This is a genomic window from Clostridia bacterium, from assembly GCA_016887505.1.
Lineage (GTDB): Bacteria > Bacillota > TC1 > TC1 > UBA5767 > UBA5767.
The window spans coordinates 156,276-181,303 of record CP069393.1 but is presented as its reverse complement, the minus strand read 5'-3'; the positions used below and the strand labels follow the sequence as shown (position 1 = coordinate 181,303).

Below are 25,028 nucleotides of genomic sequence, written 5' to 3'. Positions count from 1 at the left end.
TGGGTTAACCTCGATTAAGGTCATATACAAAAAGTCTCTATAGGACTAAAAAAATAACTCTAAGAAAAGTTCTATATATGACATGCGTCGAGGTTAACCCATCCATAAAAATCCTGATGGAGAGAATGAAAATGAGAGAAAAAACAATCGAAAGAAAACTGGTTATAGCAGTCAAAGCGGCCGGAGGCATCGCACCGAAGTTCACGAGTCCTGGATTTGACGGGATGCCTGACCGCATCGTGCTTCTACCGGGTGGTCATATGGCTTTCGTGGAGGTTAAGGCTCCCGGCCAAAAACCTCGGCCGCTTCAGCTGGCAAGACACAAATTACTACGTGGGCTTGGCTTCAAGGTTTATGTCCTTGATGACGAGCGGCAGATTGGAGGGCTTCTTGATGAAATACGAACCACATGATTACCAGAAATACGCCACCCGCTATATCGAGGAGCATCCCATCTCTGCTGTTCTACTCGATATGGGTCTTGGCAAAACGAGCATCACACTGACGGCTCTGAACGACCTGTTGTTTGACAGCTTCGAAGCTCACCGCATTCTGGTGATTGCCCCACTGCGAGTGGCACGGGATACATGGCCTTCTGAAGCAGATAAGTGGGATCATCTTCAGAACCTCATCTGCTCCGTTGCAGTCGGCACCGAAGCAGAGCGCCGTGCGGCCCTTATCAAACCGGCTGATATCTACATCATAAACAGAGAAAATGTCCAGTGGCTCATTGAGGAAAGCAAGCTACCATTCAACTTCGACACTGTTGTGGTGGACGAGCTATCCTCCTTCAAGAATTATCAGGCTAAGCGCTTCCGGGCTCTGATGAAGGTACGACCTAAGGTCAAGCGCATCATCGGCCTCACGGGTACCCCTTCCGCAAATGGTCTCATGGACTTGTGGGCTGAGTTCAGGCTTCTGGATATGGGTGCTCGCCTCGGACGGTTCATCAGCCACTACCGACTGGACTACTTCCAGCCAGACAAGCGAAATGGACAGGTCATCTTCAGCTACAAGCCTCTACCCGGAGCAGAACAGCGCATCTATGACAAGATCTCCGACATAACCATTTCCATGAAGTCTACCGACCTTTTGAAAATGCCGGAACTGGTAAGTAGCGAATATACCGTCCGCCTCTCTGACGAGGAGCGCCAGCGTTACGACGAGCTGAAGCAGGACCTCGTCTTACAGCTCCCTGACGGAGACATCACCGCTGCAAACGCCGCTGCACTCACCGGCAAGTTATGCCAGCTGGCTAATGGTGCGATTTATACCGACGATGGCGACACCATCTCCATCCATGACCGAAAGCTGGATGCACTGGAAGATATCATCGAAGCCGCCGGTGGCAAGCCGATTCTTGTGGCCTACTGGTTCAAGCATGACCTAGCCCGCATCACGGATCGCCTACAAAAGCTTCATGTCCCATTTTCCAAGTTAGACAGCGCAGTTAGTATCCGAAAGTGGAATGCTGGCGAACTACCCGTGGCACTGATCCACCCCGCCTCTGCCGGTCATGGATTAAACCTGCAAAGCGGAGGTTCCTGTATCGTATGGTTCGGGCTGACCTGGTCACTGGAATTATATCAGCAGACCAACGCCCGCCTATGGCGACAAGGACAAAATTCTGAAACGGTTGTGGTGCAGCACATTGTGGCCAAAGACACCATCGATGAGCGGATTCTTAAGGTGTTATCCAAGAAGGACAGCACCCAAGCCGCCCTAATTGATGCTGTAAAGGCCGATCTGCAAGCCTGAGACAATCAACGACAATCCGTGCCAATCCGAGAGAACTAAAAATCCGGAGGTACAGATTATGGACCCTTATCAAGAATTAGCAAACGCCATTGTTATGCAAGCAGTCAAGGATTATCGAACCTCGCTTCTTCATTCGAAGAAGCGTCCTGATAACAAAGGCTACCAAATTGAAGTGGCATCCTTAGAGCGGTTTTTCCGTTCCGGTTGGTTTGGTGAGCTCACAAGTCTGAATGCTGAGTACCTCATTCGAAGAATTAACGAGGAGGTGCGAAGGAATGACCGCTAAAGAGTATTTATCACAGGCTTACCGCCTTGATCAGAGGATTGCCAGCAAACTCGAAATGGTCGAATCCTTAAATGAGCTGGCAATGAGATGTACCACCACCATAACCGGTATGCCTCGCAACCCCAGCAAAAGCACCTCACCGATGGCGGATACCGTTCTAAAAATCATTGACCTTCAGGACGAGATCAACAGAGATCTTGAAAGCTTGGTAGATCTTAAGCGTGAGATCAACCTTGTTATCCGTGAAGTAGAATACAACGAATATCGAACGATTCTGGAGAAGCGATACATCAGCAATAAGTCTTGGCCAGAAATTGCTGTGGAGCTTGGGTATAACCTTCGCCATCTTTACCGATTACATGATGCAGCGCTTAACAAAGTAAGAATTCCTGAAGATGTCACTGTATGTCACTATTAGTCCAAGTGCAATCATGTTAATGTTAAGGTAGCGAAAAGCATCAAGGCGAAGCCTCTCGGGAGAAATCCTGTGGGGCTTTTCTTATGCCCCGAAAGTGAGGTGAACCCATGCCATATAAACCAAAGCGTCCCTGCGCCTACCCCGGCTGCGGTCGGCTCGCTGAGCGTGAGCAATACTGCGCCGAGCATCAAAAGGTCGTGGACAAACATTACAACCAGTACGAGCGAGACCCTAAGTCCAACAAACGCTACGGCAGAAGCTGGAAGCGCATCCGCGATCGCTACATCAAGTTGCATCCCCTTTGCGAGGAGTGCGAGAAGCAAGGCAAGCTGATGCCTGCTGAAGAGGTCCACCACATCCTTCCTCTCTCCAAAGGCGGTGGCAATGAAAAGAGTAATCTGATGGCTCTTTGTAAATCCTGTCACTCCCGAATTACTGCTGAGAGTGGTGACCGGTGGGGGTAATCAAATCTCTAAAACTTTTCAAACTGGACAGCGGCGTGGGGCTTCGTGTTGAAAAACGCGCTTTCAAACAAGGGAATAGCCCCAGCCCTGCAAAGTGAGGTGATATTTTTGGCAAAAGACGGTACCAACCGTGGCGGTGCTCGTATCGGCGCGGGCGCAAAAAAGAAGCCCTTAGCCGACAAAATAGCCGTGGGCAATCCCGGCGGCAGAAAACTTACTGTGATGGAATTTCAAGATGCAGCAGATCTCAAAGGACTTGAAATGCCTGAACCAAACAAAATGCTCGAAGCCATACAAAAGGACGGCAAGACGCTCGTCGCAAGTGAGATTTACAAATCCGCTTGGACTTGGCTGAACGAACGCGGCTGTGCAGTGCTTGTCGCTCCGCAGCTTTTAGAGCGCTACGCCATGAGCGTGGCCAGATGGATTCAGTGTGAGGAAGCCGTCACTGAATACGGCTTTCTGGCAAAGCATCCCACTACAGGCAATGCAATTCAGAGCCCCTATGTGGCGATGGGTCAGAACTACATGAACCAAACAAACCGCCTATGGATGGAGATTTTTCAGATCGTAAAGGAAAACTGCACCGGCGAGTACAGCGGTGTGAATCCGCAAGATGATGTGATGGAGCGGCTCTTAACCGCCCGGAAAGGAAAATGATATGGTAAAATACATAACTTCTGAAAGTGTATGCAAGGGTCACCCAGATAAACTCTGCGACCTGATTGCCGACAGCATTCTTGATGCGTGTCTGCGCAAAGATAAATCTTCCCGCGTGGCCTGCGAGGTCATGGCGACAAAAGGTAAAATCATCGTAGCGGGCGAAATCACCTGCTCGAGAAAAGTAGACATCCGCTGGGTGGTCCGCAGAGTTCTTGAGGAGGTCGGCTACAACCCATGGAAATTCATCGTGTTTGTATTCGTCCACCAGCAAAGCAAGGATATCGCTGGTGGTGTGGATCAGGCTCTGGAATCCCGCGCGGGAGATACCTCTTGGTATTCCATGCTCGGCGCTGGCGACCAAGGCACTGTTTATGGTTATGCCACTGATGAGACGTTAGAAAAACTTCCGCTCCCTCTCGTATTTGCTCATGGCATTTGTCAAAAGCTCGATAGCACCATGAAAAATGGCGTCATCAAAGGCATTGGTCCTGATGGCAAAGCCCAGGTCACTGTCGAGTATGAAGATGAGAAGCCCAAGCGCATCAAAACGATTATTGTTTCTGTACAGCACCGCGCTGATAAGGATTTAGAGATTCTCCGCAGTGAGATCATCTCCCAAGTGCTGTGGCCGGTGTTCGAGAAGTTCCCATTTGACGATTCGACTGAAATCCTCATCAATCCCTCTGGCCGTTTTGTCGAGGGCGGACCTGCAGCTGACACCGGTTTGACCGGTCGAAAGATTATGGTAGATAGCTATGGCGGACTTGCTGCTCATGGCGGTGGTGCATTCTCCGGAAAAGACCCGACGAAGGTAGACCGCTCCGGTGCCTACATGGCAAGGGCCATCGCAAAGAACATCGTCCGTTGCGGCTATGCCAAACGCTGTCAGGTGGCCATCTCCTATGCTATCGGCAAGGCTGATCCTGTTGCGGTTGAAATTGATACCTTTGGTACAGGGACAGTCCCTGATGAAATTCTTCGCAAAGCGGTCCTCGAGGTTTTTAACCTGCGTCCAGCGGCGATCATCGAAACGCTGAGTTTGCGCGATCCCATATACGCAGATACAGCAACCTATGGCCATTTCAGTGGAACACTTTCTCGCTGGGAATGGCTGGACCGTTATAACGAACTACGAGAGGCGGTAAAGAAATATGCTGATTGAAAAAAAGAATACCGCTGAGCTTCTGCCTGCGGACTACAATCCCCGTAAGGACTTGAAGCCCGGTGATCCGGAATATGATAAGCTTAAGCGCTCAATTGAACAGTTCGGATACGTCGAGCCGGTCATCTGGAATAAGGTGACCGGCTGTATTGTAGGTGGGCACCAGCGTTTGAAGGTGCTCATCGACATGGGCATCACCGAAGTCGAGTGTGTAGTGGTCGAAATGGATGTCGAGAAGGAAAAGGCTCTCAACATCGCGCTGAATAAGATTTCCGGCGAATGGGATAAAGAGAAACTGGCTCTACTGATCGCCGATTTGCAGGGCGCAGACTTCGATGTATCGCTCACAGGCTTTGACCCCGCTGAACTTGACGATCTGTTTAAGGATAGTATCAAAGACGGCATTCACGATGATGATTTCGATGTTGATGCAGAGCTTAAGGAACCTCCGATCACCAAGCTCGGTGACCTCTGGACCCTTGGTCGGCACCGGCTGGTCTGTGGTGATAGCACTAAGAAAGACACCTTTGACTTGCTAATGGCAGGTGTCAAAGCCAATCTCGTGATCACCGACCCGCCCTACAACGTCAACTATGAAGGCAGCGCTGGGAAAATCAAGAACGACAACATGGGTAACGACGCCTTCTACCACTTTCTGCTCGATGCTTTTACAAACACCGAAGCGGTCATGGCGGATGACGCCAGCATCTATGTATTCCACGCCGACACCGAAGGGCTGAATTTCAGGAGAGCCTTTGTGGATGCCGGTTTTTATTTGTCCGGGTGCTGCATCTGGAAGAAACAGTCGCTGGTACTAGGACGCTCTCCATACCAATGGCAGCACGAGCCTGTCCTCTTCGGTTGGAAGAAAACCGGAAAGCATCAGTGGTACACCGGTCGTAAGGAAACCACTATCTGGGAATTCGATAAGCCTAAGAAAAATGGCGATCATCCAACTATGAAGCCGGTCCCGCTCTTGGCGTACCCGATTATGAACAGCAGCATGAGCAATACCCTGGTGCTCGATCCCTTTGGCGGCAGCGGTTCAACGCTCATCGCCTGCGAGCAGTCTGACCGATCCTGCTTCACCATCGAGCTTGATGAGAAGTTCTGCGACGTTATCGTCAAGCGGTACATCGAACAGATCGGCTCTGCTGACAAGGTTTCTGTCCAGCGCGATGGTCTGCTCTACTCCTATGCGGAAGTGACAACCAGCGAGGACAGCCATGCTTGACGATAGTACCGCTGATGATAAACAGTCGATTCCTCCGACTCGATTTAGCACATGTATTTCTCGAAAATCACTTGCTATATAGTGCCTTTAGAGTGATGTATGTACATACCAAAACGATAGGAGGTTTTGAAAATGGAAATCAACTACAACGTAACCGGACCCGACCGCAAGCGACTAGTACAGGCCATTGCGCGAATTCTCGAAAGCGACGCTAAGTACCTCGGCGTTCCATCCTGCGCTTATCAGGTGGACAAATTCACTATCAGCAAGGACGGCATCCTTTCCTTCGACGACCAGACTAAAAGCGACGAGGCTGAGCAGCTTATCGAGCGCCTTTGCGAGATGGGCTTTGAGGCTGAGATCGAGGAAAGCACAGATGGGCTTTGTATCGAACTTCCGCTGAAAGACACCACCGATGCGACGATTGACAACCTGCGCAGGATGGTGGACAGCAAAGCGACGCTCATTAAAAAAGCACTCGGTGCTGATAGCTTGGAAATTGAGGTCACCGAGGAGCGTATCCGCTTCCCTTGGTTCGATCGCATTCCAGAGCCTGAGGTCATCAGTGCAGCTTCTCATTTCCTTGGGCATCTGCTTGATGCAGCGAAGAGCCATAAGCGTGTGACTGCAAAGGAAAAAGAAACGGACAATGAGAAGTATGCCTTCCGCTGCTTCCTCCTTAGGCTCGGCTTCATTGGCGATGAATTCAAGGAAACGCGCCGGACGCTTCTTCGGAACCTGACCGGTAGCGCCGCATTTCGAACGGGAGCCAAGAAAGGCTACAGCGCAGAGGACCTGGACGCCGCTACCGACGACCCCGCTGTAGTAGAAGCGGTAAATGCCCTGCTGAATGGAAAGGAGGCAACTGATGATGAGATTTCCGAATAAAGATGTGGTCGAGCGCATCCGCCGTCAATTTCCGGTCGGTTGCCGCGTGGAGCTTCTTCGCATGGATGATGTGCAGGCTCCGCCCATCGGCACCAAAGGCACCGTAATCGGAGTGGATGACACCGGCTCCATTATGGTTAGCTGGGACAACGGCAGCGGACTGAACGTGGTCTATGGCGAGGACCTTTGCAGGAGGTGCGACGATGACCGATAAGGTGCGAAAGCAGATCTTGGCCATACGCGACACCGGTCTGACGAATATGTTTGATGTAGTATCGGTGCAGCGCATCGCGAACGACATGGGCTTTTATGAGCTGGTCGTATACCTCGAAGAAAACCGCAAGGAATATACCCACTTCATCCTGACAGGCGAGGCGTAAAACACATCCCTTTCATCACGATATCTGGTGCATTTATTTCTCTGAATTGACTTGCTATTGTGTGCTTTCAGAGCGAATATACACATACAAAAACGAAGGGAGTGCACACCATGTGGAAAGAAGGAAGCCTTAAGATTCACAACAGCATTTTTCATTACTGGATGAAGGTTTACGAAGAAGGTTCCCAGTTTGGAATCGAGGGCGGCAGGATCAGCAAGCTGATGCTCAAGCGTGATGGAAAAGTCGTATGCAACTACGACAGGGGCTGGGACATAGAGCCCTCCGACCCAGACACGCAGCTTGCCCTTGAGCTCCTGCTGCATAAGGAAAACAGCTAACACAAACAAACTACAGCTTCTTGGGACATGAGCCGACCGGCTCTGTTCCTCGTTATGCAGCCATGATGGGCTGTATTTTTTATGCCCTGCGTAAGGAGGTGACGGCGTATCAGAAAATTGAAGAAATATAAACCCACCCGATTTAAAGCATCGGATTCAATCTATGACAAGGCTCTGGCCGATTACGCCGTGTCCTTTATTGAAGCGCTCTCCCACACCAAGGGCACTTGGGCCGGTAAGCCTTTTGAGCTTATTGACTGGCAGGAGCAGATTATTCGAGACATCTTTGGCACCATCAAGCCCAACGGCTATCGGCAGTTCAACACTGCGTATGTTGAAATTCCAAAGAAGATGGGTAAATCAGAGCTCGCCGCTGCTGTTGCGCTTCTACTGACCTGTGGTGACAATGAGGAACGCGCCGAGGTCTATGGCTGCGCTGCCGATCGTAATCAGGCCTCAATCGTCTTTAACGTTGCGGCTGATATGGTGCGGATGTGCCCAGCGCTCGCAAAACGAGTCAAAATTCTCGATTCCATGAAACGTCTTGTTTATTTACCAACCGGGAGTACTTATCAAGTGCTGTCTGCCGATGTCGGCAACAAGCACGGTTTCAATACCCACGGCGTGGTATTTGATGAGCTTCATACCCAACCAAACCGAAAGCTCTATGACGTTATGACTAAAGGCAGCGGTGATGCGAGAATGCAGCCGCTTTATTTTTTGATCACAACCGCAGGAGACAACCAGAACAGCATCTGCTGGGAGGTTCATCAGAAGGCACTGGATATCATCGACGGCAGAAAAAACGACCCGACCTTCTATCCGGTCATATATGGTGCAGCACAAGAGGACGACTGGACAGATCCAAAGGTCTGGAAAAAAGCCAATCCATCCCTTGGGATTACCGTCGGCCTAGATAAGGTCAAGGCAGCCTTTGAGTCTGCCCGCCAGAATCCCGCTGAGGAGAACAGCTTCAGGCAGCTTCGCTTGAACCAATGGGTCAAACAGGCTGTACGCTGGATGTCGATGGACAAATGGGATGCCTGCGCTTTTGTAGTTGACCCAGAAGCCTTACGTGGGCGGATTTGCTATGGGGGTCTTGACCTTTCCTCCTCCACCGACATTACTGCTTTTGTTCTGGTATTCCCACCGCTGGATGAGGATGACAAGTATGTCGTGCTCCCGTTCTTCTGGATACCGGAGGACAACATCGATTTGCGTGTGCGGCGTGACCATGTGAATTATGATGTCTGGAAAAAGCAAGGCTACTTGTTAACCACCGAAGGCAATGTGGTCCACTATGGCTTCATTGAGAGCTTTATTGAGGAGCTGGGTACGAAATACAACATCCGCGAAATCGCCTTTGACCGCTGGGGTGCTGTGCAGATGGTCCAGAACCTTGAGGGTATGGGCTTTACAGTCGTTCCGTTTGGACAGGGCTTCAAGGATATGAGTCCGCCGACCAAGGAACTCATGAAGCTAACCTTAGAACAAAGGCTTGCCCACGGCGGTCATCCGGTCCTTCGCTGGATGATGGATAACATCTACATCCGTACCGATCCGGCAGGCAACATCAAAGCGGACAAAGAGAAATCCACCGAGAAAATCGACGGCGCAGTCGCCACCATTATGGCGCTTGATCGGGCGATTCGGTGTGGCAATGAAAGTGGCGCTTCGGTCTATGATGATCGTGGCCTGCTTGTTTTTTAGTAAAGGAGAGTGATGTCTATGGGAATACTTCAAGGAATATTCAAGGCGCGTGACAAGCCTCAAGATGCCCTCGGCGGCAGCCGCTACAGCTTCTTTTTCGGAAACACCAGCGCGGGCAAGCCTGTCAACGAGCAGACGGCCATGCAAATGACAGCAGTGTACAGCTGCGTGAGGATATTATCTGAAACACTGGCGGGGCTTCCGCTCCATATCTATCAATACAACGATTCCGGCGGCAAGGAAAAACACCTCAAACACCCACTGTATAAACTGCTTCATGACGAGCCGAATCCTGAGATGACTTCCTTTGCGTTTAGAGAAACGCTGATGAGTCATCTTTTGTTATGGGGGAACGCCTACGCGCAGATCATACGAAATGCTCGCGGTGAGGTCGTTGCACTATATCCGCTGATGCCAAACAAAATGACAGTCGACCGAGATTCAAACGGTCGGCTTTTCTATTTGTACCAGCGCAGTAACGAGGACACTGCCTCCCTTGGCAAAGACAGCCAAATCTACCTGGCTCCTTCCGATGTGCTGCATATTCCGGGACTAGGTTTTGACGGTCTGGTTGGCTACTCTCCCATTGCGATGGCGAAGAATGCCGTAGGATTGGCCATTGCCACAGAGGAATATGGTGCGAAATTCTTCGCTAACGGAGCTGCTCCGGGCGGCGTGCTGGAACACCCTGGCACCATCAAGGACCCGTTGAAGATTAAGGAGTCCTGGAACGCAGCCTATCAAGGCAGCGGAAACTCACACCGAGTGGCCGTTCTCGAGGAAGGCATGAAGTATCAGCCCATCGGGATTTCACCGGAACAGGCACAGTTTCTGGAGACGAGGAAGTTCCAGATCAATGAGATCGCCCGAATTTTTAGGGTGCCGCCTCACATGCTGGCCGACCTTGAGAAATCGTCCTTTTCCAACATCGAACAGCAATCACTCGAGTTTGTGAAATACACCTTGGACCCTTGGGTAGTGCGCTGGGAACAGTCCATGTGCCGAGCCCTACTCATGGAGAGCGAAAAGTCGAAGCTGTTCATTAAGTTCAATGTGGATGGATTACTACGCGGCGACTATGTGAGCCGAATGAACGGTTACGCCACCGCACGTCAGAACGGCTGGATGAGTGCCAACGATATCCGCGAGCTTGAAAACCTGGACCGCATCCCGGCAGAGCTTGGTGGCGACCTCTACCTTATAAACGGCGCGATGACCAAACTGCAGGACGCTGGCGCGTTCGCAAAAATAAAAGAAACGGAGGAAACCGAATGAAGAAATTCTGGAACTGGGCACGGGATGATAATTCCGGTGTCCGAACACTCTACCTTGACGGCGTGATTGCTGAAGAGTCATGGTTCGATGATGATGTCACCCCTAAGGCATTTAAAGCAGAGCTTACTGCCGGTGAGGGTGACATTGTTATTTGGCTCAACTCTCCCGGCGGAGACTGCATTGCTGCAAGTCAGATCTATACCATGCTCATGGATTACAAAGGCAAGGTCACCGTGAAAATTGATGGTATCGCAGCATCTGCCGCTTCGGTAATCGCAATGGCTGGAACAACCGTGCTGATGGCACCGACTGCCCTCATGATGGTGCATAACCCGCTGACAGTAGCAATCGGCGACAGCGAGGAAATGCAAAAGGCCATCGCCATGCTCTCGGAGGTTAAAGAAAGTATCATCAACGCCTACGAGATCAAAACAGGACAGTCACGGACAAAACTGTCCCACCTAATGGACGCTGAAACCTGGCTCAATGCGAAGAAGGCCATCGAGCTTGGTTTTGCAGACGGCATTCTGGACGACGAAAAGAAACGACTACAGACTGAGGACTTTACCTATGCCTTTAGTCGCAGGGCCGTTACCAACTCTCTGCTGGACAAGGTAAAGCCCAAGTTGCCCAAACAACAAACAGGTACACCGATTGAGTCGCTGGAGAAGCGGCTCTCTTTAATTCAACACAAATTTTGAGGAGGAAAATACTATGAACAAAATTCTTGAATTGCGTGAGAAACGCGCAAAGGCATGGGAAACAGCTAAGGCTTTTCTCGACACTAAACGTGGTGCGGACGGCATCGTTTCAGCTGAGGATACCGCCGTTTACGACAAGATGGAGGCGGATGTTGTCGCACTCGGTCATGAAATCGATCGTCTTGAAAAGCAGGAAGCCCTCGACCGCGAGCTTTCAAAGCCCCTGAACACACCACTTACGGGCAGACCTACTCTTCCGGGCATGGAGACAAGAAGCGGCAGAGCTTCCGACGAGTACAAAAAAGCGTTCTGGAACGCGATGCGCACCCGCGCTGGCGAAGGACTTGATCCTGTTATCAGAAATGCACTTCAGATTGGCACCGACACTGAAGGCGGCTACCTAGTGCCGGATGAATTTGAGCGTACCCTTGTAGATACCCTCGAGGACGAGAACATTTTCAGAAGGCTGGCCAACGTCATTACCACTTCTTCGGGCGATCGCAAAATCCCAGTCGTAGCATCTAAGGGTACCGCCTCCTGGATCGATGAGGAAGGTGCAATTCCTGAAAGTGATGACAGCTTTGGACAGGTATCCATTGGGGCCTATAAGCTTGGTACCATGATCAAGGTTTCCGAGGAGCTGCTTAACGACAGCGTATTCAACCTCGAAACCTACATCGCTAAAGAATTCGCCAGACGAATCGGAAACAAGGAAGAAGATACATTCTTCACTGGCGATGGCTCCGGGAAACCTACGGGCATTCTTGCAGCTACCGGTGGTGCACAGCTTGGCGTGACCACTGCGAGCGCTGCTGCCATCACCATCGATGAGATTCTTGACCTGTTTTACTCCCTTAAGGCACCGTACCGAAACAAAGCGGTGTTCGTCATGAATGATGCCACGGTTAAGGCGATCCGCAAGCTGAAGGACGGTCAGGGTCAATACCTCTGGCAGCCTTCACTGCAGGCCGGTACGCCGGATACCATTCTGAACAGACCACTGTACACCTCAGCCTATGTTCCTGCAATTGCTGCTTCTGCAAAGACGATTGCGTTCGGTGATTTCGGTTACTACTGGGTTGCCGATCGTCAGGGCCGTGTTTTCAAGAGACTAAATGAACTCTATGCAGCAACCGGTCAGGTAGGCTTTGTCGCAACTCAGCGAGTTGATGGAAAACTGATTCTGCCGGAGGCTATCAAGGTGCTCCAGCAGAAGGCTTAACGGAGGTGCAGTATGAGCTATAACGCAAAGAACTACACCGAACAAGGCGGCGAGAAAACCGTCATAGGCGGCACGCTTGAAATCAAGGAGGGAGCCTCGGTAACGGGGTTTCCTTCTGCTTCCGTATCCATCGCTACTGAAACCACGCTGGGTGGAATCAAGGCAGCGGCTAAAACAGAAATGGATACCGTTCCTGTAAAAGTCGGTCCTGACGGAATTCTTTATGTTCCAACTTACCCAACTGTGTCGGAACCGTCCATAGCCGAGAACCAAACGGCAAGCACTGCTGAGGACATCGCAGGACTCCTTTCTGATTTCAATGCGCTGCTTGCAAATCTGAAAACTGCTGGGTTAATGGCGGCAGACAGTTAGTAATAAGGAAAGGATGGTGACGGTATGACACTGCTTGAAAAAGTTAAGGCAAACCTCATTCTTGAGCACTCGGCAGATGATGGACTTTTGCAGATGTACATCACCGCTGCCGTCAGGTACGCCGAGAGCTATCAGCATCTACCCGAAAACACCTATACAGCCAGCTTAATGCCGCCCACCACCGAACAAGCCGTTATCATGCTGTCGTCCCACTTCTATGAATCAAGGGACGGCAGCACAGGCGGCTTTTTTGCGGACAACGTCCAGGCTGGACAGCAGGTTTGGAATACGGTCAACCTCTTACTTCGGCTGGACCGGGATTGGAAGGTGTGATTATGAGCTATGGAAAGATGAACACCTTCATTGACATCATTGAAAAAGTGACCATGAAAGATGCTGAGGGTTTCCGGACGGAAGTTGACAACATCATTGCCTCTGTCAAAGCGTATCGGGAGGGTCGGCACGGCAATGAGAAATGGGCAAACAGAGCCAGCTTCTCTGAAGCCACCGACCTTTTCCGTTTTCGCCGCATACCCGGTGTGACCATTACGACTGCGATGATTGTGGTGAACAAAGAGGGTCGCTTTGAAATTACCTCGGTGGAAGATGTCAAAGGGCGCGGCATGTATCTTGAGGTTCTTGCCAAGGAGGTGAAACCCAGTGGCTAAAACAACATTTAAAATGCCGGAGGACTTCCTGATGAAGCTCTCAAGGCTTGGCGAGAAAACAGATGAGATTATTCCCCGCGTACTGAAAGCAGGCGGCGAGGTTGTAGAGGCTAAAGTAAAAAGCAACCTACAGAGTGTTATTGGAAATGGTACGAAGGAAGATAGCAGATCCACTGGTGAGCTCGTTTCAGCCCTTGGAGTCTCCTCTGCCAGACAAGACCGGGACGGTAATTTCAACGTTAAGGTCGGCTTTTCCGAACCTCGCAGGGATGGCAAAAGCAACGCTATGGTTGCAGGGGTTTTGGAGTATGGCAAACATGGACAGCCGCCTAAACCTTTTCTGAAGCCCGCGAAAACGGCAAGTAAAAATGCCTGTGTGGATGCGATGATCAGGGTATTTGAGGAGGAGGTTGAGAAAATATGAGCCTTCTCAGTGAACTAAACACCATCATATCACCCCTCGTTCCACTGGAAACAGGCGTGTTTTCAGATCCTGCACCAGATAAATATGCTGTGATCACGCCGATGGTTGATACGTTCGAGCTATATACCGACGATAAACCCCGGCACGAAATCCAGGAGGCGCGGATATCGCTGTTTGACAAGGGAAGCTATACGGCTCTCAAAAACCAAATTGTCCGCCTCCTTCTGGAAGCGGATTTCATAATTACCGACCGCCGGTACATCGGACATGAGGATGATACCGGCTATCACCATTACGCCATTGATGTGGCGAAAAACTACGAATTGGAGGATTAACAAATGGCGACTATCGGATTAGATAAACTGTATTACGCCAAAATCACAGAGGACTTGAGCGGCAATGAAACCTATGGCACGCCCATCCAGCTTGCAAAAGCGATGAAGGCAGACTTGTCCGTAGAGCTCGCTGAAGCAACTCTGTATGCCGATGATGGCCCTGCTGAAATCGTGAAGGAATTCAAGAGCGGGACCCTTTCCCTTGGCATTGATGATATCGGCGTGACAGCAGCTGAGGACCTGACCGGAGCAACGCTTGACGATAATAACGTCGTTGTGTCCGGCAGTGAAGATGGCGGTTCACCTGTGGCCGTTGGCTTCAGAGCTAAGAAGTCAAACGGTAAATATCGATACTTCTGGCTTTACCGTGTGGTATTCGGCATCCCGGCTACCAACCTCGCCACCAAGGGCGACAGCATTACCTTCTCCACTCCGACTATCGAAGGAACTGTGGTGCGAAGAAATAAGCTTGATGGCAACGGAAAGCATCCGTGGAAATCGGAAGTCAATGAGGACGATGCGAGCGTTCCAGCTTCAGTGATTACCGGCTGGTACACGCAGGTTTATGAGCCTGTTTTCACCGTCACACCGTAACGGAGGGATAGCAAATGGATAATGAAAGAACGTCAGGAATATCAATTGGTGGCCAGGAGTATGAAATGCTCCTGACGACCAAAGCAACTAAGGAGATCGCCAAACGATATGGCGGTCTTTCTAATTTGGGCGAAAAGCTCATGAAGACGGAGAACTTTGAGATGGCACTGGATGAGGTTGTTTGGCTGATCACTTTGCTGGCAAATCAATCGGTGCTGGTCCACAATTTGCAGAATCCATCGAAGAAACGGGATCTGCTTACTGAGGAGACTGTCGAGCTTCTCACCTCTCCCTTCGAGCTCGCGGAGTATAAAAACGCCATCATGGACGCCATGTATAAAGGAACGAAGCGCCATGTTGAAAGCGAGGATGAACCCTCAAAAAACGCACAGGTCGGGTAAGCGACGATGAGTTGTTTGCCCGACTGATTTTTTACGGCGTATCCCTCCTTCATCGCTCTGAGCAGGAAGTTTGGCTGATGCCTATCGGACATTTGCTCGACCAGTGGGAGGTATACAAGCAGTTCAACGGACTCGCTAAGGCAGCCCGCGAGTATTACATCGATGAAATCATACCAAACGGCATTTAAGGAGGTGATGGGAACATGGCGGATAACTTTGGCTTAAAAATAGGCGTTGAGGGTGAGAAAGAATTCAAAAGAGCCCTCTCTGACATTAATCAGTCGTTCAAGGTGCTAGGCTCCGAGATGAAACTGGTCGAGTCTGAGTTCGGCAAAAACGAAAATAGCGTCCAGTCCCTCACCTCCAAGAATGAGGTGCTCACCAAGCAGATCGATGCTCAAAAAGATAAAATCGAAACCCTGCGTAAAGCACTTGAGAATGCATCCTCCTCGTTTGGTGAAAATGACCGCCGAACTCAAGCCTGGGCTGTTCAACTTAATAATGCCCAAGCTGAACTCAATGGTATGGAGCGTGAGCTAAAGGGCAATGAAAAAGCCCTGGATAGCGTCGCCGACGAGTTTAACGCAGCTGAAAAACAAGCGGACCAATTTGGCGATGAACTTGATAAAACAGGCAAAGATGCAGATTCGGCTGGAGGAAAATTTGAAAAGCTGGGTTCCGTCGTCAAAGGTGTCGGGGCAGCTATGGGTGTGGCCTTCGCAGCTATCGGCACTGCTGCCATTGGGGCGGGTAAGGCGCTCGTCGACATGACGGTAGAAGCTGCCGCTTATGCAGATGAAATGCTGACACAATCCACCGTCACCGGTATGTCCGTAGAAAGTCTGCAAGCCTACAGCTATGCGGCTGACCTTGTCGACGTTTCGATGGAGACCTTAACCGGGTCTATGGCCAAGCAGGTAAAATCAATGTCGAATGCCAGAGATGGCTCATCTAAGTTCGCTGACGCATATGCGAAGCTGGGCATCTCCGTGGCAGACAGTAATGGTCAACTCAGGGACAGCGAGACGGTATATTGGGAAACCATCGATGCCCTTGGGAAAATCTCAAACGAGACCGAACGCGACGCTCTTGCTATGCAGATTTTTGGTAAGAGCGCTCAGGAGCTAAATCCACTGATTGCTCAAGGTAGTGCTGGCATCGCCGCACTGACCGAGGAAGCAAAGCGGATGGGTGCTGTCTTAAGCGAAGAAAGCATCGAAAAGCTCGGGGCCTTTGATGATTCTGTTCAGAGGCTGAAGCAAGGTTCGGAAGCCGCACAACGTGTGATGGGGACCGTACTTCTACCACAGCTGCAAACCCTCGCCGATGATGGAGTTTCATTACTCGGAGACTTCACCTCCGGACTGGTTGAAGCTGGCGATGACTTCGATAAAATCAGCGAGGTTATTGGAAATACTGTGGGCGGTATGGTGGACATGATTATGGAGAACCTCCCAAGAATCATTCAGGTTGGGATGGACATTGTCATGGCCATCGTAAGCTCAATAGTTGAAAACCTGCCAACGATCGTTGATTGTGCTTCCTCTATCGTCATGACGCTGCTTCAAGGTTTAATTGAGGCTCTGCCCGCTATCACAGAAGGCGCTCTGCAGCTTGTCCTTACACTTGTGCAAGGCATCATCGACAATCTGCCTGCCATCATTGAAGCCGCGATTCAGATGATCGTCACACTGGCTTTGGGTATTGCAGAGGCTCTGCCGGAACTGATCCCTTCCATCGTTGAGGCAATTCTCCTGATTGTTCAGGTGCTACTCGATAACATGGACAAAATCCTCGAGGCAGCCTTCGCAATTATCAAGGGCTTGGCAGAGGGATTACTGAACGCGCTACCAGAGCTGATTGCTGCGCTGCCTCAAATTATTACGAGCATCATCAATTTCATCACCAATAACCTACCCGCCATCATTTCCATGGGTATACAGCTTACCGTTCAACTTGCGGCTGGTTTAATCAAGGCCATACCTCAGCTTGTAGCGTCCTTACCCCAAATTATCTCAGCTCTAATTCTTGGGCTGGGCAAAGCTGTCGGCGCTGTATTTGAAATCGGCAAGAACATCGTTTCCGGCCTATGGGACGGCATCAAATCCATGGGCAGCTGGATCAGTGATAAAGTCAGCGGCTTCTTTTCCGGCATTGTTGATGGGGCAAAAAGCTTACTGGGCATCAACTCACCGTCAAAGGTGTTTGCAGGTATCGGCGAAAATATGGGCCTCGGCATCGGCGTCGGATTCACCGATTCCATGAAGGGCATTGAAAAAGACATTACTGACTCGATCCCAACTGACTTTGATCTTGATATGAATACTGGCATAGGTAGAGTGATGAACGATACCTCGCTTGACTTAAAGAAAACCGTAGAGCATACGGGCGTCATTCGTGTGGAAGGAGTAAGTTCAGACGGTGAAATGATTTCAGTCGTGGACATCATTATCGACCGGCTCAGACAGGAGGTGCGTGTATGAGTTATTTGAAAAATACAGAGACAAGTGAAATCATCACGCGCTTTGTATCTTTTAGAAAAACGCAGGAGGTCATACGCACTGTGCAGACCGCCCTTAACGGTACAGAGTATCTGACCCGTTTCGGCTCGCCGACCGTACATTATAAGCTGACTCTCTATGTTAATGAAGCCGGGAAAGTCGCATTGATGACAGCAGAGGATAGCGTTCCGCTCCTTGAGTGTTCTGTAAAACAGGGCGTTTTCACAGGAAGAGTTATTGAACTTGGTAACTTTGATTATCAGGCGGCAGGCTGGTACAAGGTCACAGCTACTCTTGCGTCAGCAAGCGAGGTGAGCGACCCATGAGAAGCATACCAACTGCGCTAAAAGAAAAACTCGCAAACCGCTTCAAGGTAGAAAACACGGACAGCATGGCAAATCTCCGTGTGGTAGCCACGCAGACCTCCGTCAACTCGCTGCTCTCTGAGCCGATTCACGAGGACATCACTCCCGCGTTCGGCGATGTGGCTGTGCGTCAGTCCGCCGGTGAATCTGATTTATCTCTGGCTTATTCCATCTGTTTGGATGACGGAGTCGCTAAGGTGTATATAAGGAAGTTCCCGGCTGGCTTGGAGTATCCGTGGGAATACCAGTGGACGCTTGGTACAGCAACCGATGTGGCGATTGAATTTAACGGCGTGTGGAAAATGAACGCCGAAAAGGAATGGTATTACCTTCAAACCGAGGAATACCCTTATATTTTTTATGTGCGGTACGGCAATCTGTATGTTCAAAGCTGGACGGACAGCAATAATGTCTCTCTGCTTGCCACAGGCGTTTCCCAGATATCTTCCTGTAAGGGTTGGCAGTCCAGCGTTGAACCGGACCTTGACCAAGGCTTAATCATCGGCTATCTCAAGAGCGGTTCTGTGTATTACCGGGCGCTCTGCTGTCAAGACAATGGAAGCTATATCTGGGAAGCGGAGCATGAAGTCACACCACTTGGTACGGGAAATACGACACTTTCGGTCGTCCGCACCAACGACTTCCGTATCGGATTCCTGACGCAGAATAATGGCCGGATGCTGCTGGCTTTGACGCATCGGAACTATGCCGGAATGAGCGTCCGGCCGGAAACAGTCCACATCAACGCCTCAAACGTGAAGATGTGGATTTCCGATATTGATCAAATGGACACTCTGAGCAAGGAGTACGCATCAGGAAATGCCGCTTATCCTTATGTTCTACTGGATGAGCCGGACACGGAAGAAATCTCAGTGGCTTCAGTGGAGAAGTTGAACCGCGATACAGGATTTTTGTGCTATGGCTTTAAAATCAATCTTACAAAGCCTTTGAATGGAAGTATCGATGCGGGATTCCCGGTGAAATGCACCCTCTCCGTTTCCGGTGTAACTATCACCTCCACTTCCTATGACAGTGAAGAACAGGCGATTGTTCTATATACGAGTTCCGATATCCGCAGAACGGTAGCAGTAACCATTACAACGCCAGAATACCGCTCGCTCTGGTATTACAAGCTCGGCTCACAAAGATGGTTTCTACCCGCCCTGAGCGTTGTAGCCGCCGCAGAAACCATGGACTACTTCTCCTTTGAAAACGAAACGGCAGGCATATCCATAGTTTCAACTGGTGCGTGGATTGACGAAGCTGTTTTCACTGAGTGTTTCCAGCCCGCGCATACGGCTGTCATTGCTGTTGTGGCTTCTTCTGTCAGCCTGCAGCCTGTTTCAACATTACCGATTTAGGAGGTTTTCAATATGAAGATACAAGAACGAGCCGTTCTGCATAACCGTTTTGACATCAGCGTGGTCGATGCCGAAAGCGGCAAGGTCAAGCAAACAGCAGTCGGCTTCAACGTCATTACAGATTATTATTTCAATTCTAGGCTGACAGGTTCCCCCATGACGATAGGAAGCGATCTGCTGACCTATATTTCAATTGGAACTGGTTCAGGCACCCCCGCAGTTACGGATACGGCTCTTTTTACCCATCTGACACGAAAAGCCGTGACGACATTGGAAACAGTCTACGCATATCCAACGTCGCATACGACTAAGCAAATCAAGCTTGAGGCTACGGAATGCAACGGCAGTACAATCACAGAGGTAGCGCTCGAAGGAAAGCGTACCTACACACTTAGCACTTATTACTACATTGTGTCCCATGCCATGTTGCAGGATTCCGAAGGGAATCAGATCGCCATTGCTAAAACCGATACGGATGTGGTGTATATAACCGCAACCTTTTATGCCACCTGTACCCCTTCCGGCTTCGGTGCGAACGGTGTATACCCCACGGCTGAGAACAATTATCTGTTCCGATGGCTGCTAACCGGCAACACGGACGGGTATGTACGATTTTCACGCTTCCCGGTGGAGTACTCCTCGGATATGAACGTGAAATATAACGGCAGTAAAAGCTATTCTTTCAGCGGCGGTACCGGTAATACAACTACCTACCAGTACGATCTGCCTGTCACCACGTTCCTTGACAGCGAGTGCAACAACCGCATTGTCAAGCATCTCGGCGTCGCCGGGGTCGGTGCGTTCACCTTTCCGAACCATGACGTCTTTCCACCTTATGTGGTCGACCACCTCGTCATCGGCGAGGGTGATGGAGCTATCACCGAGTTCAGTATGAAGTGCCCGCTGATACAGTCTGGAACCGTCCGTATTTTTGTAAACAACACGGAAATGACCGAAGGCACGGACTACACAGTGGATTTGGAGAATAACTGCGGCGACTGGTATGAAAACTACCATACTGCGGCGTTGACCTGCAATGCGGTCGGAGTGACGTTCGGAGACCTTGCGTCAAAAGCGCCATACTCAGGTCGTAATTATCGTGATCCCTTAGCTTGGTGGGATTGTTATGATGATACGATGTATCCTTCATCCTGCGTGGTAAGTGACGTAAACCCAATTAAAATAGACTTCGGTTCTGCAAGGGCCTGCAATACGTTGAAAATTGATATTCTGACCGTACCGACCGCAAGGCTAGATACCCTTAAAATACAATGCTCAGACAATGACAGCGATTGGACGGATGTATCAGGGCTTTCGAGGACAGGTCAGGTCTGGAAGTTTACAGAAACATCAGCAAGGTATTGGAAAGTATTCCTAAGCGGCGAAGGCAATGCCACTGTTGTTGTGACATCAAGCGGCATGACAGGTTCGCCGATCACCCTCTCCGTACCTGTGGTCTCATCGGATACGGCGAGCATAGTGGCGAGTAAGATAAAAACAGCCATTGAAGACAATGCGAATATTTCAGCTTTATATGATACGTCGGTCTCAGGTGCGGATGTGATCTTAACCGCTAAAACGCCGGTGGCTAATGTTTCAAGCTTGAATATTGCACTGTCAAATGGCACCTGCGCGGGGCTGACCACCGTTTCGACCTCGACCAATACGACAGCCGGAGTCGCCGCCGTAAAGCAACAGGAAAATATCTATGTGACCGGAACCATAGGAACTGCAGGAAACGCAACAGTTGTCGTAACGGCGGCTGGAATGGTAAACTCTCCGATCACCCTTTCGGTGCCGGTTACAAGCGGAGACTCTTCGACAGTAGTTGCGACAAAGGTAAACGCAGCTCTCGCACAAAACTCTGATATTACCGACTTCTTTACAATCAGTCCAGATAACGGAAGATATGTACGGCTGACCGCTAAAGTGGCTGCGGATAATGATCCTACCCTGAACATAAGCATTGCAAATGATACTTGCACTGGGTTAACCGCCATACCGACTTCCACCGTTGACACCGCAGGCAATGCGGGAACAAAACAAGTAGAGACCTTAACCGTATCGGGCAGTGTCAGCTACAACTGGACATACAATTTATATTATCAGAGTTTCCCGACAAGGGACGGACAGAGCTTCGGCTCAACCTTCTTTTTGGGCAAGACCGTGCCGGGTCTAAAGTTTACTACACCGCCTGCGGCAGGTGCATCGATCACAGCCAGCTTTGCGCTTGAGTACCCGTTCAAGACCGCGAACAACTTGCTGCGCTTCACCTACTCGGTGCAGCTGCAAAGAGGGTGATGCCATGACGCTAACATTTGAATATTCCCTTGACGCAGGAGCAGGCTTGTTTCCGCAGGTGATACACACCTCGGACAACCTGCTCCGTTTTATATACCTCACCGCCGACGGTACCGTCGCGGGCAACACGGCGGACCCGGTTCTCGGTTTGTATGATAACCTGACCTATACGGAAACCGGCAGAATCTCACCCGATGAGACGGTGTCGCTCCCGAGTATTAAAAAAGTAGCGCATTTCGGCGCATACGGGTTCTGGAGCGCTGAAGGCGACCATCGATTTGTGATGTATATGCTGCCGACCGACATTACAAATTCGTTTATCGACGGTTCGGTGAAATTCAGCATCGGCAGCGAGGTCTCGCAGATGTCTTGTACCTTGCTCAACATCAAGGGCGCACTGCTCAACCGCTACCGTGCTTTCGTGACGCCCGGCACAAAGATGGAACTGTACTTTTCTCTCGGTAGCAGCGGCGAAATCACGCTTGGCATCTTCTATATCGACCGCGCTTCGGTCTCGTACCCGGATGAAAAGGTATCGGTATCCGCTAGAAATGCAATTGGAAAACTGCTGAAGGAACAAACCTTTAATGAGGACAATGCCTTTGAAGAAACAACGCTTCAACTGAACCTGCAGGATATTCTTCGCCTCGCCGAGGTGGAGGATTTTTTTGTCGGCAATAACACAAAGCCATGGAAACTGCGCTTTGAACCAGATGTCACCATTCTGGATGGTATTAAACGCGTCATATCTCTGATTGACGGTTGGAAGATCGATGAAACGGCTAATGGTGTTATCGGTGTAGCAGCTGCTACAGATGCTCGATTCGATCAACCTGCTGTGTTTAGTTTTGAGCGTGACAAGTCTTGCTGGAGCTATAACGTAGAATACGACGACTCTGAAGCGGTTAGCAAAGTTTGCGTTACCGGTTCTGAGCCGTCAAACACAGTTTATGCCACAGTTCCTCGGAGCAAGTGGTGGTCTCAGCCGTCGCATCGAACAACTTATGTTACAGCTGCAGACGGGGCAACGCTTGTCGAAATAACAGCTCTTGCTGAGGAGTTAGCGCAAGCTATCGCCATATCCGGCAGGCAGGAAAGTTTCGTCGGAGTCTTTACACCTCAACTCACCCTAGGTGATGAGGTCCGCATAATCAACGGTCCAAAGACTGAAACCATCGGTACCGTCACGGATGTCACGCATAATTTTGGCAGAGGCGGTTTTTATACAGCGTTCACAGTGGATAGCGGTGGACGAAAAGGCAAAGCGCGTCTTTCGGATTTGATTGGAATAGCATCTGAAAAGCCAAATCTAAATGGCGTGACTATCTATTAAAGGAGGATTTTTTACATGAAAGAAATTTGGAATTGGACACAGGCGGCAATTGCTGCAGCAGGCGGAGGCCTTGGGTACTTCCTCGGAGGATGGGACGGCTTTTTGTACGCTCTTTTAACCTTTGTCGTTATTGACTATGTCACCGGTCTGATGTGCGCGGTATTGGATAAGAAGCTATCAAGCGAGGTTGGCTTTCGGGGCATTTTCAAGAAGGTGCTTATCTTCTCGCTTGTGGCCATTGGGCATATCGTCGACCAGAGTGTTATCGGAGAAGGCTCGGTCATCAGAACGGCGGTTATCTTTTTCTACCTATCAAACGAGGGTGTTTCCATTCTTGAAAATGCGGCGCATATCGGCTTGCCAGTGCCACAAAAGTTAAAGGATATCCTGGAACAGCTTCATAACCGAGATGGCAAGGAGGGCTGATGAATGAATCTTCGAAAGTTAATTCTTATATATAATGCCTGTTATAAAGCAGGCAGAACCATCACACCAAAGGGCATCATGGTGCATTCTACCGGGGCGAACAATCCCTATCTGAAACGCTATATCGGTCCTGATGACGGACTTCTGGGAAAGAACCAGTACAACAACCACTGGAATCAGGACAAGCCGGATGGCAGACAGGTCTGTGTCCACGGTTTCATCGGTAAGCTGGCTGATGGAAGCATCGCCACCTATCAGACCCTACCGTGGAATCATAGAGGCTGGCATGCCGGAGGTGCAGCGAACGATACACATATCGGCTTTGAAATCTGCTAGGACGGTCTGACCAACACCTCGTATTTTAATGCCGTTTACAAGGAAGCCGTGGAGCTTTGCGTCTATCTCTGCAAACAATACGGGCTCACCGAAAAGGATATCATCTGCCACTCAGAAGGCCATAAACTTGGTGTTGCCAGCAACCACGGCGACGTCATGCACTGGTTTCCTAGGCATGGCAAATCGATGGACACCTTTCGTGCTGATGTAAAATCCGGTCTTGCTCCCGTCACTCCAACTGCACCGAAGAAGTATTACCGAGTTCAACTTGGCGCATTTTCTGTCAAGGCAAATGCTGACGCCATGCTCCGCAAGGTCAAGGCGGCTGGTTTTGCTGATGCCTTTATCAAATACAGCGAATAACACTCCAATTAATGCCTACTGAGAGATCCTTCTTTCGGTAGGCATTATTTTTTTGCTTTTTCGTTCAAAAGGCTTGTTCACCTCCATTGGGTAGTGAGGACGGAAGTTCTCAGATTGGAGGACAAGCGATGACAAATGAACAAAAAGAGAGAATTACCGCCATGCGTCATGACGGTTATGGATATACGACAATTGCCAAGGCGGTCGGTCTCACAAAGGATAATGTAAAGGCATACTGCCGCGCTCACGATCTTGCTGGTGTCAAAGCACAAAGCAATGCTCGAATCACACCGGACCAGAGCTTCTGCCAAGGTTGTGGCAAGCCGTTACACCAGATTCCAGGTAGAAAAAAGCTGAAGTTTTGCTCCCCAGACTGCCGTCAACAGTGGTGGAACACACACCCGGACCAGATCGAACGAAAAGCGGTATACTCCTTCACTTGTGCCTACTGCGGGAATCAATTCACAGCCTACGGTAATTCCAGCCGCAAATATTGCTGCCACAGCTGCTATATCGCTGCTCGCTTTCGAGGCGGTGAGTCACATGACTGAGATACAGTTTCAAGCTGAAAAGCGCTATCAGGTGGCCATTTCGATAGCTAAAGCACTCCTTGAAAAAGGGCTTCTGACGCAGGAAGAATACGCTGTAATTGATACTAATCTGCTCGAAAAATTCCAGCCAGCTTTGGGTACATTACTGTCCGAAATGCGTTGACTTAACTGCCTTTCTGAGTGATGTATATGGTTGGA

The 25,028-nt window shown here is 50.1% G+C and carries 30 protein-coding genes and 1 pseudogene; all 31 read left to right on the top strand.

Annotated features, from left to right (window positions below):
• The first annotated feature begins 216 nt into the window (after window positions 1-216).
• Complete coding sequence (locus JR334_00795; protein QRN85808.1) at window positions 217-1,758, top strand: DEAD/DEAH box helicase; 1,542 nt, start codon at window positions 217-219, stop codon at window positions 1,756-1,758.
• 55 nt (window positions 1,759-1,813) lie between these two features.
• Window positions 1,814-2,044, top strand: coding sequence for a hypothetical protein (locus JR334_00790; GenBank protein ID QRN86818.1), 231 nt, complete (start codon window positions 1,814-1,816; stop codon window positions 2,042-2,044).
• Window positions 2,034-2,462: a DUF1492 domain-containing protein gene (locus tag JR334_00785; GenBank protein QRN85807.1), complete on the top strand. Its 429-nt coding sequence runs from the start codon at window positions 2,034-2,036 to the stop codon at window positions 2,460-2,462. Before JR334_00790 ends, JR334_00785 begins: the two co-directional genes overlap by 11 nt.
• Window positions 2,463-2,569: 107 nt before the next feature.
• Window positions 2,570-2,926, top strand: a complete 357-nt coding sequence (locus tag JR334_00780; protein QRN85806.1) for an HNH endonuclease — start codon at window positions 2,570-2,572, stop codon at window positions 2,924-2,926.
• A 108-nt stretch (window positions 2,927-3,034) separates the two neighbouring features.
• Entirely contained in the window at window positions 3,035-3,586 is a 552-nt protein-coding gene (locus JR334_00775; GenBank protein QRN86817.1) for a P27 family phage terminase small subunit, read from the top strand.
• Window position 3,587: 1 nt separating this feature from the next.
• Entirely contained in the window at window positions 3,588-4,751 is a 1,164-nt protein-coding gene (locus JR334_00770) for a methionine adenosyltransferase (protein ID QRN85805.1), read from the top strand.
• Window positions 4,741-5,985, top strand: coding sequence for a DNA modification methylase (locus JR334_00765; GenBank protein QRN85804.1), 1,245 nt, complete (start codon window positions 4,741-4,743; stop codon window positions 5,983-5,985). The genes JR334_00770 and JR334_00765 overlap by 11 nt, the downstream gene beginning before the upstream one ends.
• Window positions 5,986-6,117: 132 nt before the next feature.
• Window positions 6,118-6,873 (top strand): virulence protein, encoded by a 756-nt coding sequence (locus JR334_00760; protein QRN85803.1) that lies wholly within the window; start codon window positions 6,118-6,120, stop codon window positions 6,871-6,873.
• Window positions 6,857-7,087, top strand: a complete 231-nt coding sequence (locus tag JR334_00755; protein QRN86816.1) for a DUF4314 domain-containing protein — start codon at window positions 6,857-6,859, stop codon at window positions 7,085-7,087. Before JR334_00760 ends, JR334_00755 begins: the two co-directional genes overlap by 17 nt.
• Entirely contained in the window at window positions 7,077-7,253 is a 177-nt protein-coding gene (locus JR334_00750; GenBank protein QRN85802.1) for a DUF5049 domain-containing protein, read from the top strand. The genes JR334_00755 and JR334_00750 overlap by 11 nt, the downstream gene beginning before the upstream one ends.
• 110 nt (window positions 7,254-7,363) lie before the next feature.
• Window positions 7,364-7,591, top strand: a complete 228-nt coding sequence (locus JR334_00745; GenBank protein QRN85801.1) for a hypothetical protein — start codon at window positions 7,364-7,366, stop codon at window positions 7,589-7,591.
• Between the two features lie 108 nt (window positions 7,592-7,699).
• Complete coding sequence (locus JR334_00740) at window positions 7,700-9,301, top strand: terminase large subunit (GenBank protein ID QRN86815.1); 1,602 nt, start codon at window positions 7,700-7,702, stop codon at window positions 9,299-9,301.
• 18 nt (window positions 9,302-9,319) lie between these two features.
• Window positions 9,320-10,576 carry a phage portal protein gene (locus tag JR334_00735; protein ID QRN85800.1) on the top strand — a complete coding sequence of 419 codons (1,257 nt, stop codon included), beginning with the start codon at window positions 9,320-9,322 and terminating at the stop codon, window positions 10,574-10,576.
• Window positions 10,573-11,277 carry a Clp protease ClpP gene (locus JR334_00730; protein ID QRN85799.1) on the top strand — a complete coding sequence of 235 codons (705 nt, stop codon included), beginning with the start codon at window positions 10,573-10,575 and terminating at the stop codon, window positions 11,275-11,277. The genes JR334_00735 and JR334_00730 overlap by 4 nt, the downstream gene beginning before the upstream one ends.
• A 13-nt stretch (window positions 11,278-11,290) precedes the next feature.
• A complete protein-coding gene (locus JR334_00725; protein ID QRN85798.1) occupies window positions 11,291-12,499 on the top strand; it encodes a phage major capsid protein in 1,209 nt (402 codons plus the stop codon).
• A gap of 12 nt (window positions 12,500-12,511) precedes the next feature.
• Window positions 12,512-12,871: a hypothetical protein gene (locus JR334_00720; protein QRN85797.1), complete on the top strand. Its 360-nt coding sequence runs from the start codon at window positions 12,512-12,514 to the stop codon at window positions 12,869-12,871.
• A gap of 24 nt (window positions 12,872-12,895) precedes the next feature.
• Window positions 12,896-13,204, top strand: a complete 309-nt coding sequence (locus JR334_00715) for a phage gp6-like head-tail connector protein (GenBank protein QRN85796.1) — start codon at window positions 12,896-12,898, stop codon at window positions 13,202-13,204.
• A 2-nt stretch (window positions 13,205-13,206) separates the two neighbouring features.
• Complete coding sequence (locus tag JR334_00710; GenBank protein ID QRN86814.1) at window positions 13,207-13,539, top strand: head-tail adaptor protein; 333 nt, start codon at window positions 13,207-13,209, stop codon at window positions 13,537-13,539.
• A complete protein-coding gene (locus JR334_00705; protein QRN85795.1) occupies window positions 13,532-13,963 on the top strand; it encodes an HK97 gp10 family phage protein in 432 nt (143 codons plus the stop codon). The genes JR334_00710 and JR334_00705 overlap by 8 nt, the downstream gene beginning before the upstream one ends.
• Window positions 13,960-14,298 carry a hypothetical protein gene (locus tag JR334_00700; protein QRN85794.1) on the top strand — a complete coding sequence of 113 codons (339 nt, stop codon included), beginning with the start codon at window positions 13,960-13,962 and terminating at the stop codon, window positions 14,296-14,298. Before JR334_00705 ends, JR334_00700 begins: the two co-directional genes overlap by 4 nt.
• A 3-nt stretch (window positions 14,299-14,301) precedes the next feature.
• Window positions 14,302-14,892 carry a phage tail protein gene (locus JR334_00695; protein ID QRN85793.1) on the top strand — a complete coding sequence of 197 codons (591 nt, stop codon included), beginning with the start codon at window positions 14,302-14,304 and terminating at the stop codon, window positions 14,890-14,892.
• 14 nt (window positions 14,893-14,906) lie between these two features.
• Window positions 14,907-15,293 (top strand): hypothetical protein, encoded by a 387-nt coding sequence (locus tag JR334_00690; GenBank protein QRN85792.1) that lies wholly within the window; start codon window positions 14,907-14,909, stop codon window positions 15,291-15,293.
• A 203-nt stretch (window positions 15,294-15,496) separates the two neighbouring features.
• Window positions 15,497-17,776, top strand: a complete 2,280-nt coding sequence (locus JR334_00685) for a phage tail protein (GenBank protein QRN85791.1) — start codon at window positions 15,497-15,499, stop codon at window positions 17,774-17,776.
• A complete protein-coding gene (locus JR334_00680) occupies window positions 17,773-18,120 on the top strand; it encodes a hypothetical protein (GenBank protein ID QRN85790.1) in 348 nt (115 codons plus the stop codon). The genes JR334_00685 and JR334_00680 overlap by 4 nt, the downstream gene beginning before the upstream one ends.
• Window positions 18,117-19,520 carry a hypothetical protein gene (locus JR334_00675; GenBank protein ID QRN85789.1) on the top strand — a complete coding sequence of 468 codons (1,404 nt, stop codon included), beginning with the start codon at window positions 18,117-18,119 and terminating at the stop codon, window positions 19,518-19,520. Before JR334_00680 ends, JR334_00675 begins: the two co-directional genes overlap by 4 nt.
• A gap of 12 nt (window positions 19,521-19,532) precedes the next feature.
• Entirely contained in the window at window positions 19,533-21,821 is a 2,289-nt protein-coding gene (locus tag JR334_00670; protein ID QRN85788.1) for a hypothetical protein, read from the top strand.
• Window positions 21,822-21,825: 4 nt separating this feature from the next.
• Window positions 21,826-23,154, top strand: a complete 1,329-nt coding sequence (locus JR334_00665) for a hypothetical protein (protein ID QRN85787.1) — start codon at window positions 21,826-21,828, stop codon at window positions 23,152-23,154.
• Window positions 23,155-23,169: 15 nt separating this feature from the next.
• Window positions 23,170-23,580, top strand: a complete 411-nt coding sequence (locus tag JR334_00660) for a phage holin family protein (protein QRN85786.1) — start codon at window positions 23,170-23,172, stop codon at window positions 23,578-23,580.
• 3 nt (window positions 23,581-23,583) lie between these two features.
• Window positions 23,584-24,279, top strand: a pseudogene (locus JR334_00655) (N-acetylmuramoyl-L-alanine amidase).
• 128 nt (window positions 24,280-24,407) lie between these two features.
• The gene (locus tag JR334_00650; GenBank protein ID QRN86813.1) at window positions 24,408-24,830 is read left to right on the top strand and encodes an RNA polymerase subunit sigma-70; all 423 of its coding nucleotides are present in this window, start codon (window positions 24,408-24,410) and stop codon (window positions 24,828-24,830) included.
• On the top strand, window positions 24,823-24,993 hold the full coding sequence (locus tag JR334_00645; GenBank protein ID QRN85785.1) for a hypothetical protein: 171 nt from the start codon (window positions 24,823-24,825) through the stop codon (window positions 24,991-24,993). Before JR334_00650 ends, JR334_00645 begins: the two co-directional genes overlap by 8 nt.
• Window positions 24,994-25,028: the final 35 nt, after the last annotated feature.

Coding starts and splice junctions, on each gene's coding strand:
- JR334_00785 (QRN85807.1), top strand. CDS start 2,034: ATGACCGCTAAAGAGTATTTATCACAGGCTTACCGCCTTGATCAGAGG.
- JR334_00645 (QRN85785.1), top strand. CDS start 24,823: ATGACTGAGATACAGTTTCAAGCTGAAAAGCGCTATCAGGTGGCCATT.
- JR334_00730 (QRN85799.1), top strand. CDS start 10,573: ATGAAGAAATTCTGGAACTGGGCACGGGATGATAATTCCGGTGTCCGA.
- JR334_00780 (QRN85806.1), top strand. CDS start 2,570: ATGCCATATAAACCAAAGCGTCCCTGCGCCTACCCCGGCTGCGGTCGG.
- JR334_00745 (QRN85801.1), top strand. CDS start 7,364: ATGTGGAAAGAAGGAAGCCTTAAGATTCACAACAGCATTTTTCATTAC.
- JR334_00750 (QRN85802.1), top strand. CDS start 7,077: ATGACCGATAAGGTGCGAAAGCAGATCTTGGCCATACGCGACACCGGT.
- JR334_00685 (QRN85791.1), top strand. CDS start 15,497: ATGGCGGATAACTTTGGCTTAAAAATAGGCGTTGAGGGTGAGAAAGAA.
- JR334_00690 (QRN85792.1), top strand. CDS start 14,907: ATGGATAATGAAAGAACGTCAGGAATATCAATTGGTGGCCAGGAGTAT.
- JR334_00760 (QRN85803.1), top strand. CDS start 6,118: ATGGAAATCAACTACAACGTAACCGGACCCGACCGCAAGCGACTAGTA.
- JR334_00720 (QRN85797.1), top strand. CDS start 12,512: ATGAGCTATAACGCAAAGAACTACACCGAACAAGGCGGCGAGAAAACC.
- JR334_00650 (QRN86813.1), top strand. CDS start 24,408: ATGACAAATGAACAAAAAGAGAGAATTACCGCCATGCGTCATGACGGT.
- JR334_00660 (QRN85786.1), top strand. CDS start 23,170: ATGAAAGAAATTTGGAATTGGACACAGGCGGCAATTGCTGCAGCAGGC.
- JR334_00765 (QRN85804.1), top strand. CDS start 4,741: ATGCTGATTGAAAAAAAGAATACCGCTGAGCTTCTGCCTGCGGACTAC.
- JR334_00725 (QRN85798.1), top strand. CDS start 11,291: ATGAACAAAATTCTTGAATTGCGTGAGAAACGCGCAAAGGCATGGGAA.
- JR334_00710 (QRN86814.1), top strand. CDS start 13,207: ATGAGCTATGGAAAGATGAACACCTTCATTGACATCATTGAAAAAGTG.
- JR334_00770 (QRN85805.1), top strand. CDS start 3,588: ATGGTAAAATACATAACTTCTGAAAGTGTATGCAAGGGTCACCCAGAT.
- JR334_00675 (QRN85789.1), top strand. CDS start 18,117: ATGAGAAGCATACCAACTGCGCTAAAAGAAAAACTCGCAAACCGCTTC.
- JR334_00680 (QRN85790.1), top strand. CDS start 17,773: ATGAGTTATTTGAAAAATACAGAGACAAGTGAAATCATCACGCGCTTT.
- JR334_00695 (QRN85793.1), top strand. CDS start 14,302: ATGGCGACTATCGGATTAGATAAACTGTATTACGCCAAAATCACAGAG.
- JR334_00735 (QRN85800.1), top strand. CDS start 9,320: ATGGGAATACTTCAAGGAATATTCAAGGCGCGTGACAAGCCTCAAGAT.
- JR334_00700 (QRN85794.1), top strand. CDS start 13,960: ATGAGCCTTCTCAGTGAACTAAACACCATCATATCACCCCTCGTTCCA.
- JR334_00670 (QRN85788.1), top strand. CDS start 19,533: ATGAAGATACAAGAACGAGCCGTTCTGCATAACCGTTTTGACATCAGC.
- JR334_00755 (QRN86816.1), top strand. CDS start 6,857: ATGAGATTTCCGAATAAAGATGTGGTCGAGCGCATCCGCCGTCAATTT.
- JR334_00715 (QRN85796.1), top strand. CDS start 12,896: ATGACACTGCTTGAAAAAGTTAAGGCAAACCTCATTCTTGAGCACTCG.
- JR334_00665 (QRN85787.1), top strand. CDS start 21,826: ATGACGCTAACATTTGAATATTCCCTTGACGCAGGAGCAGGCTTGTTT.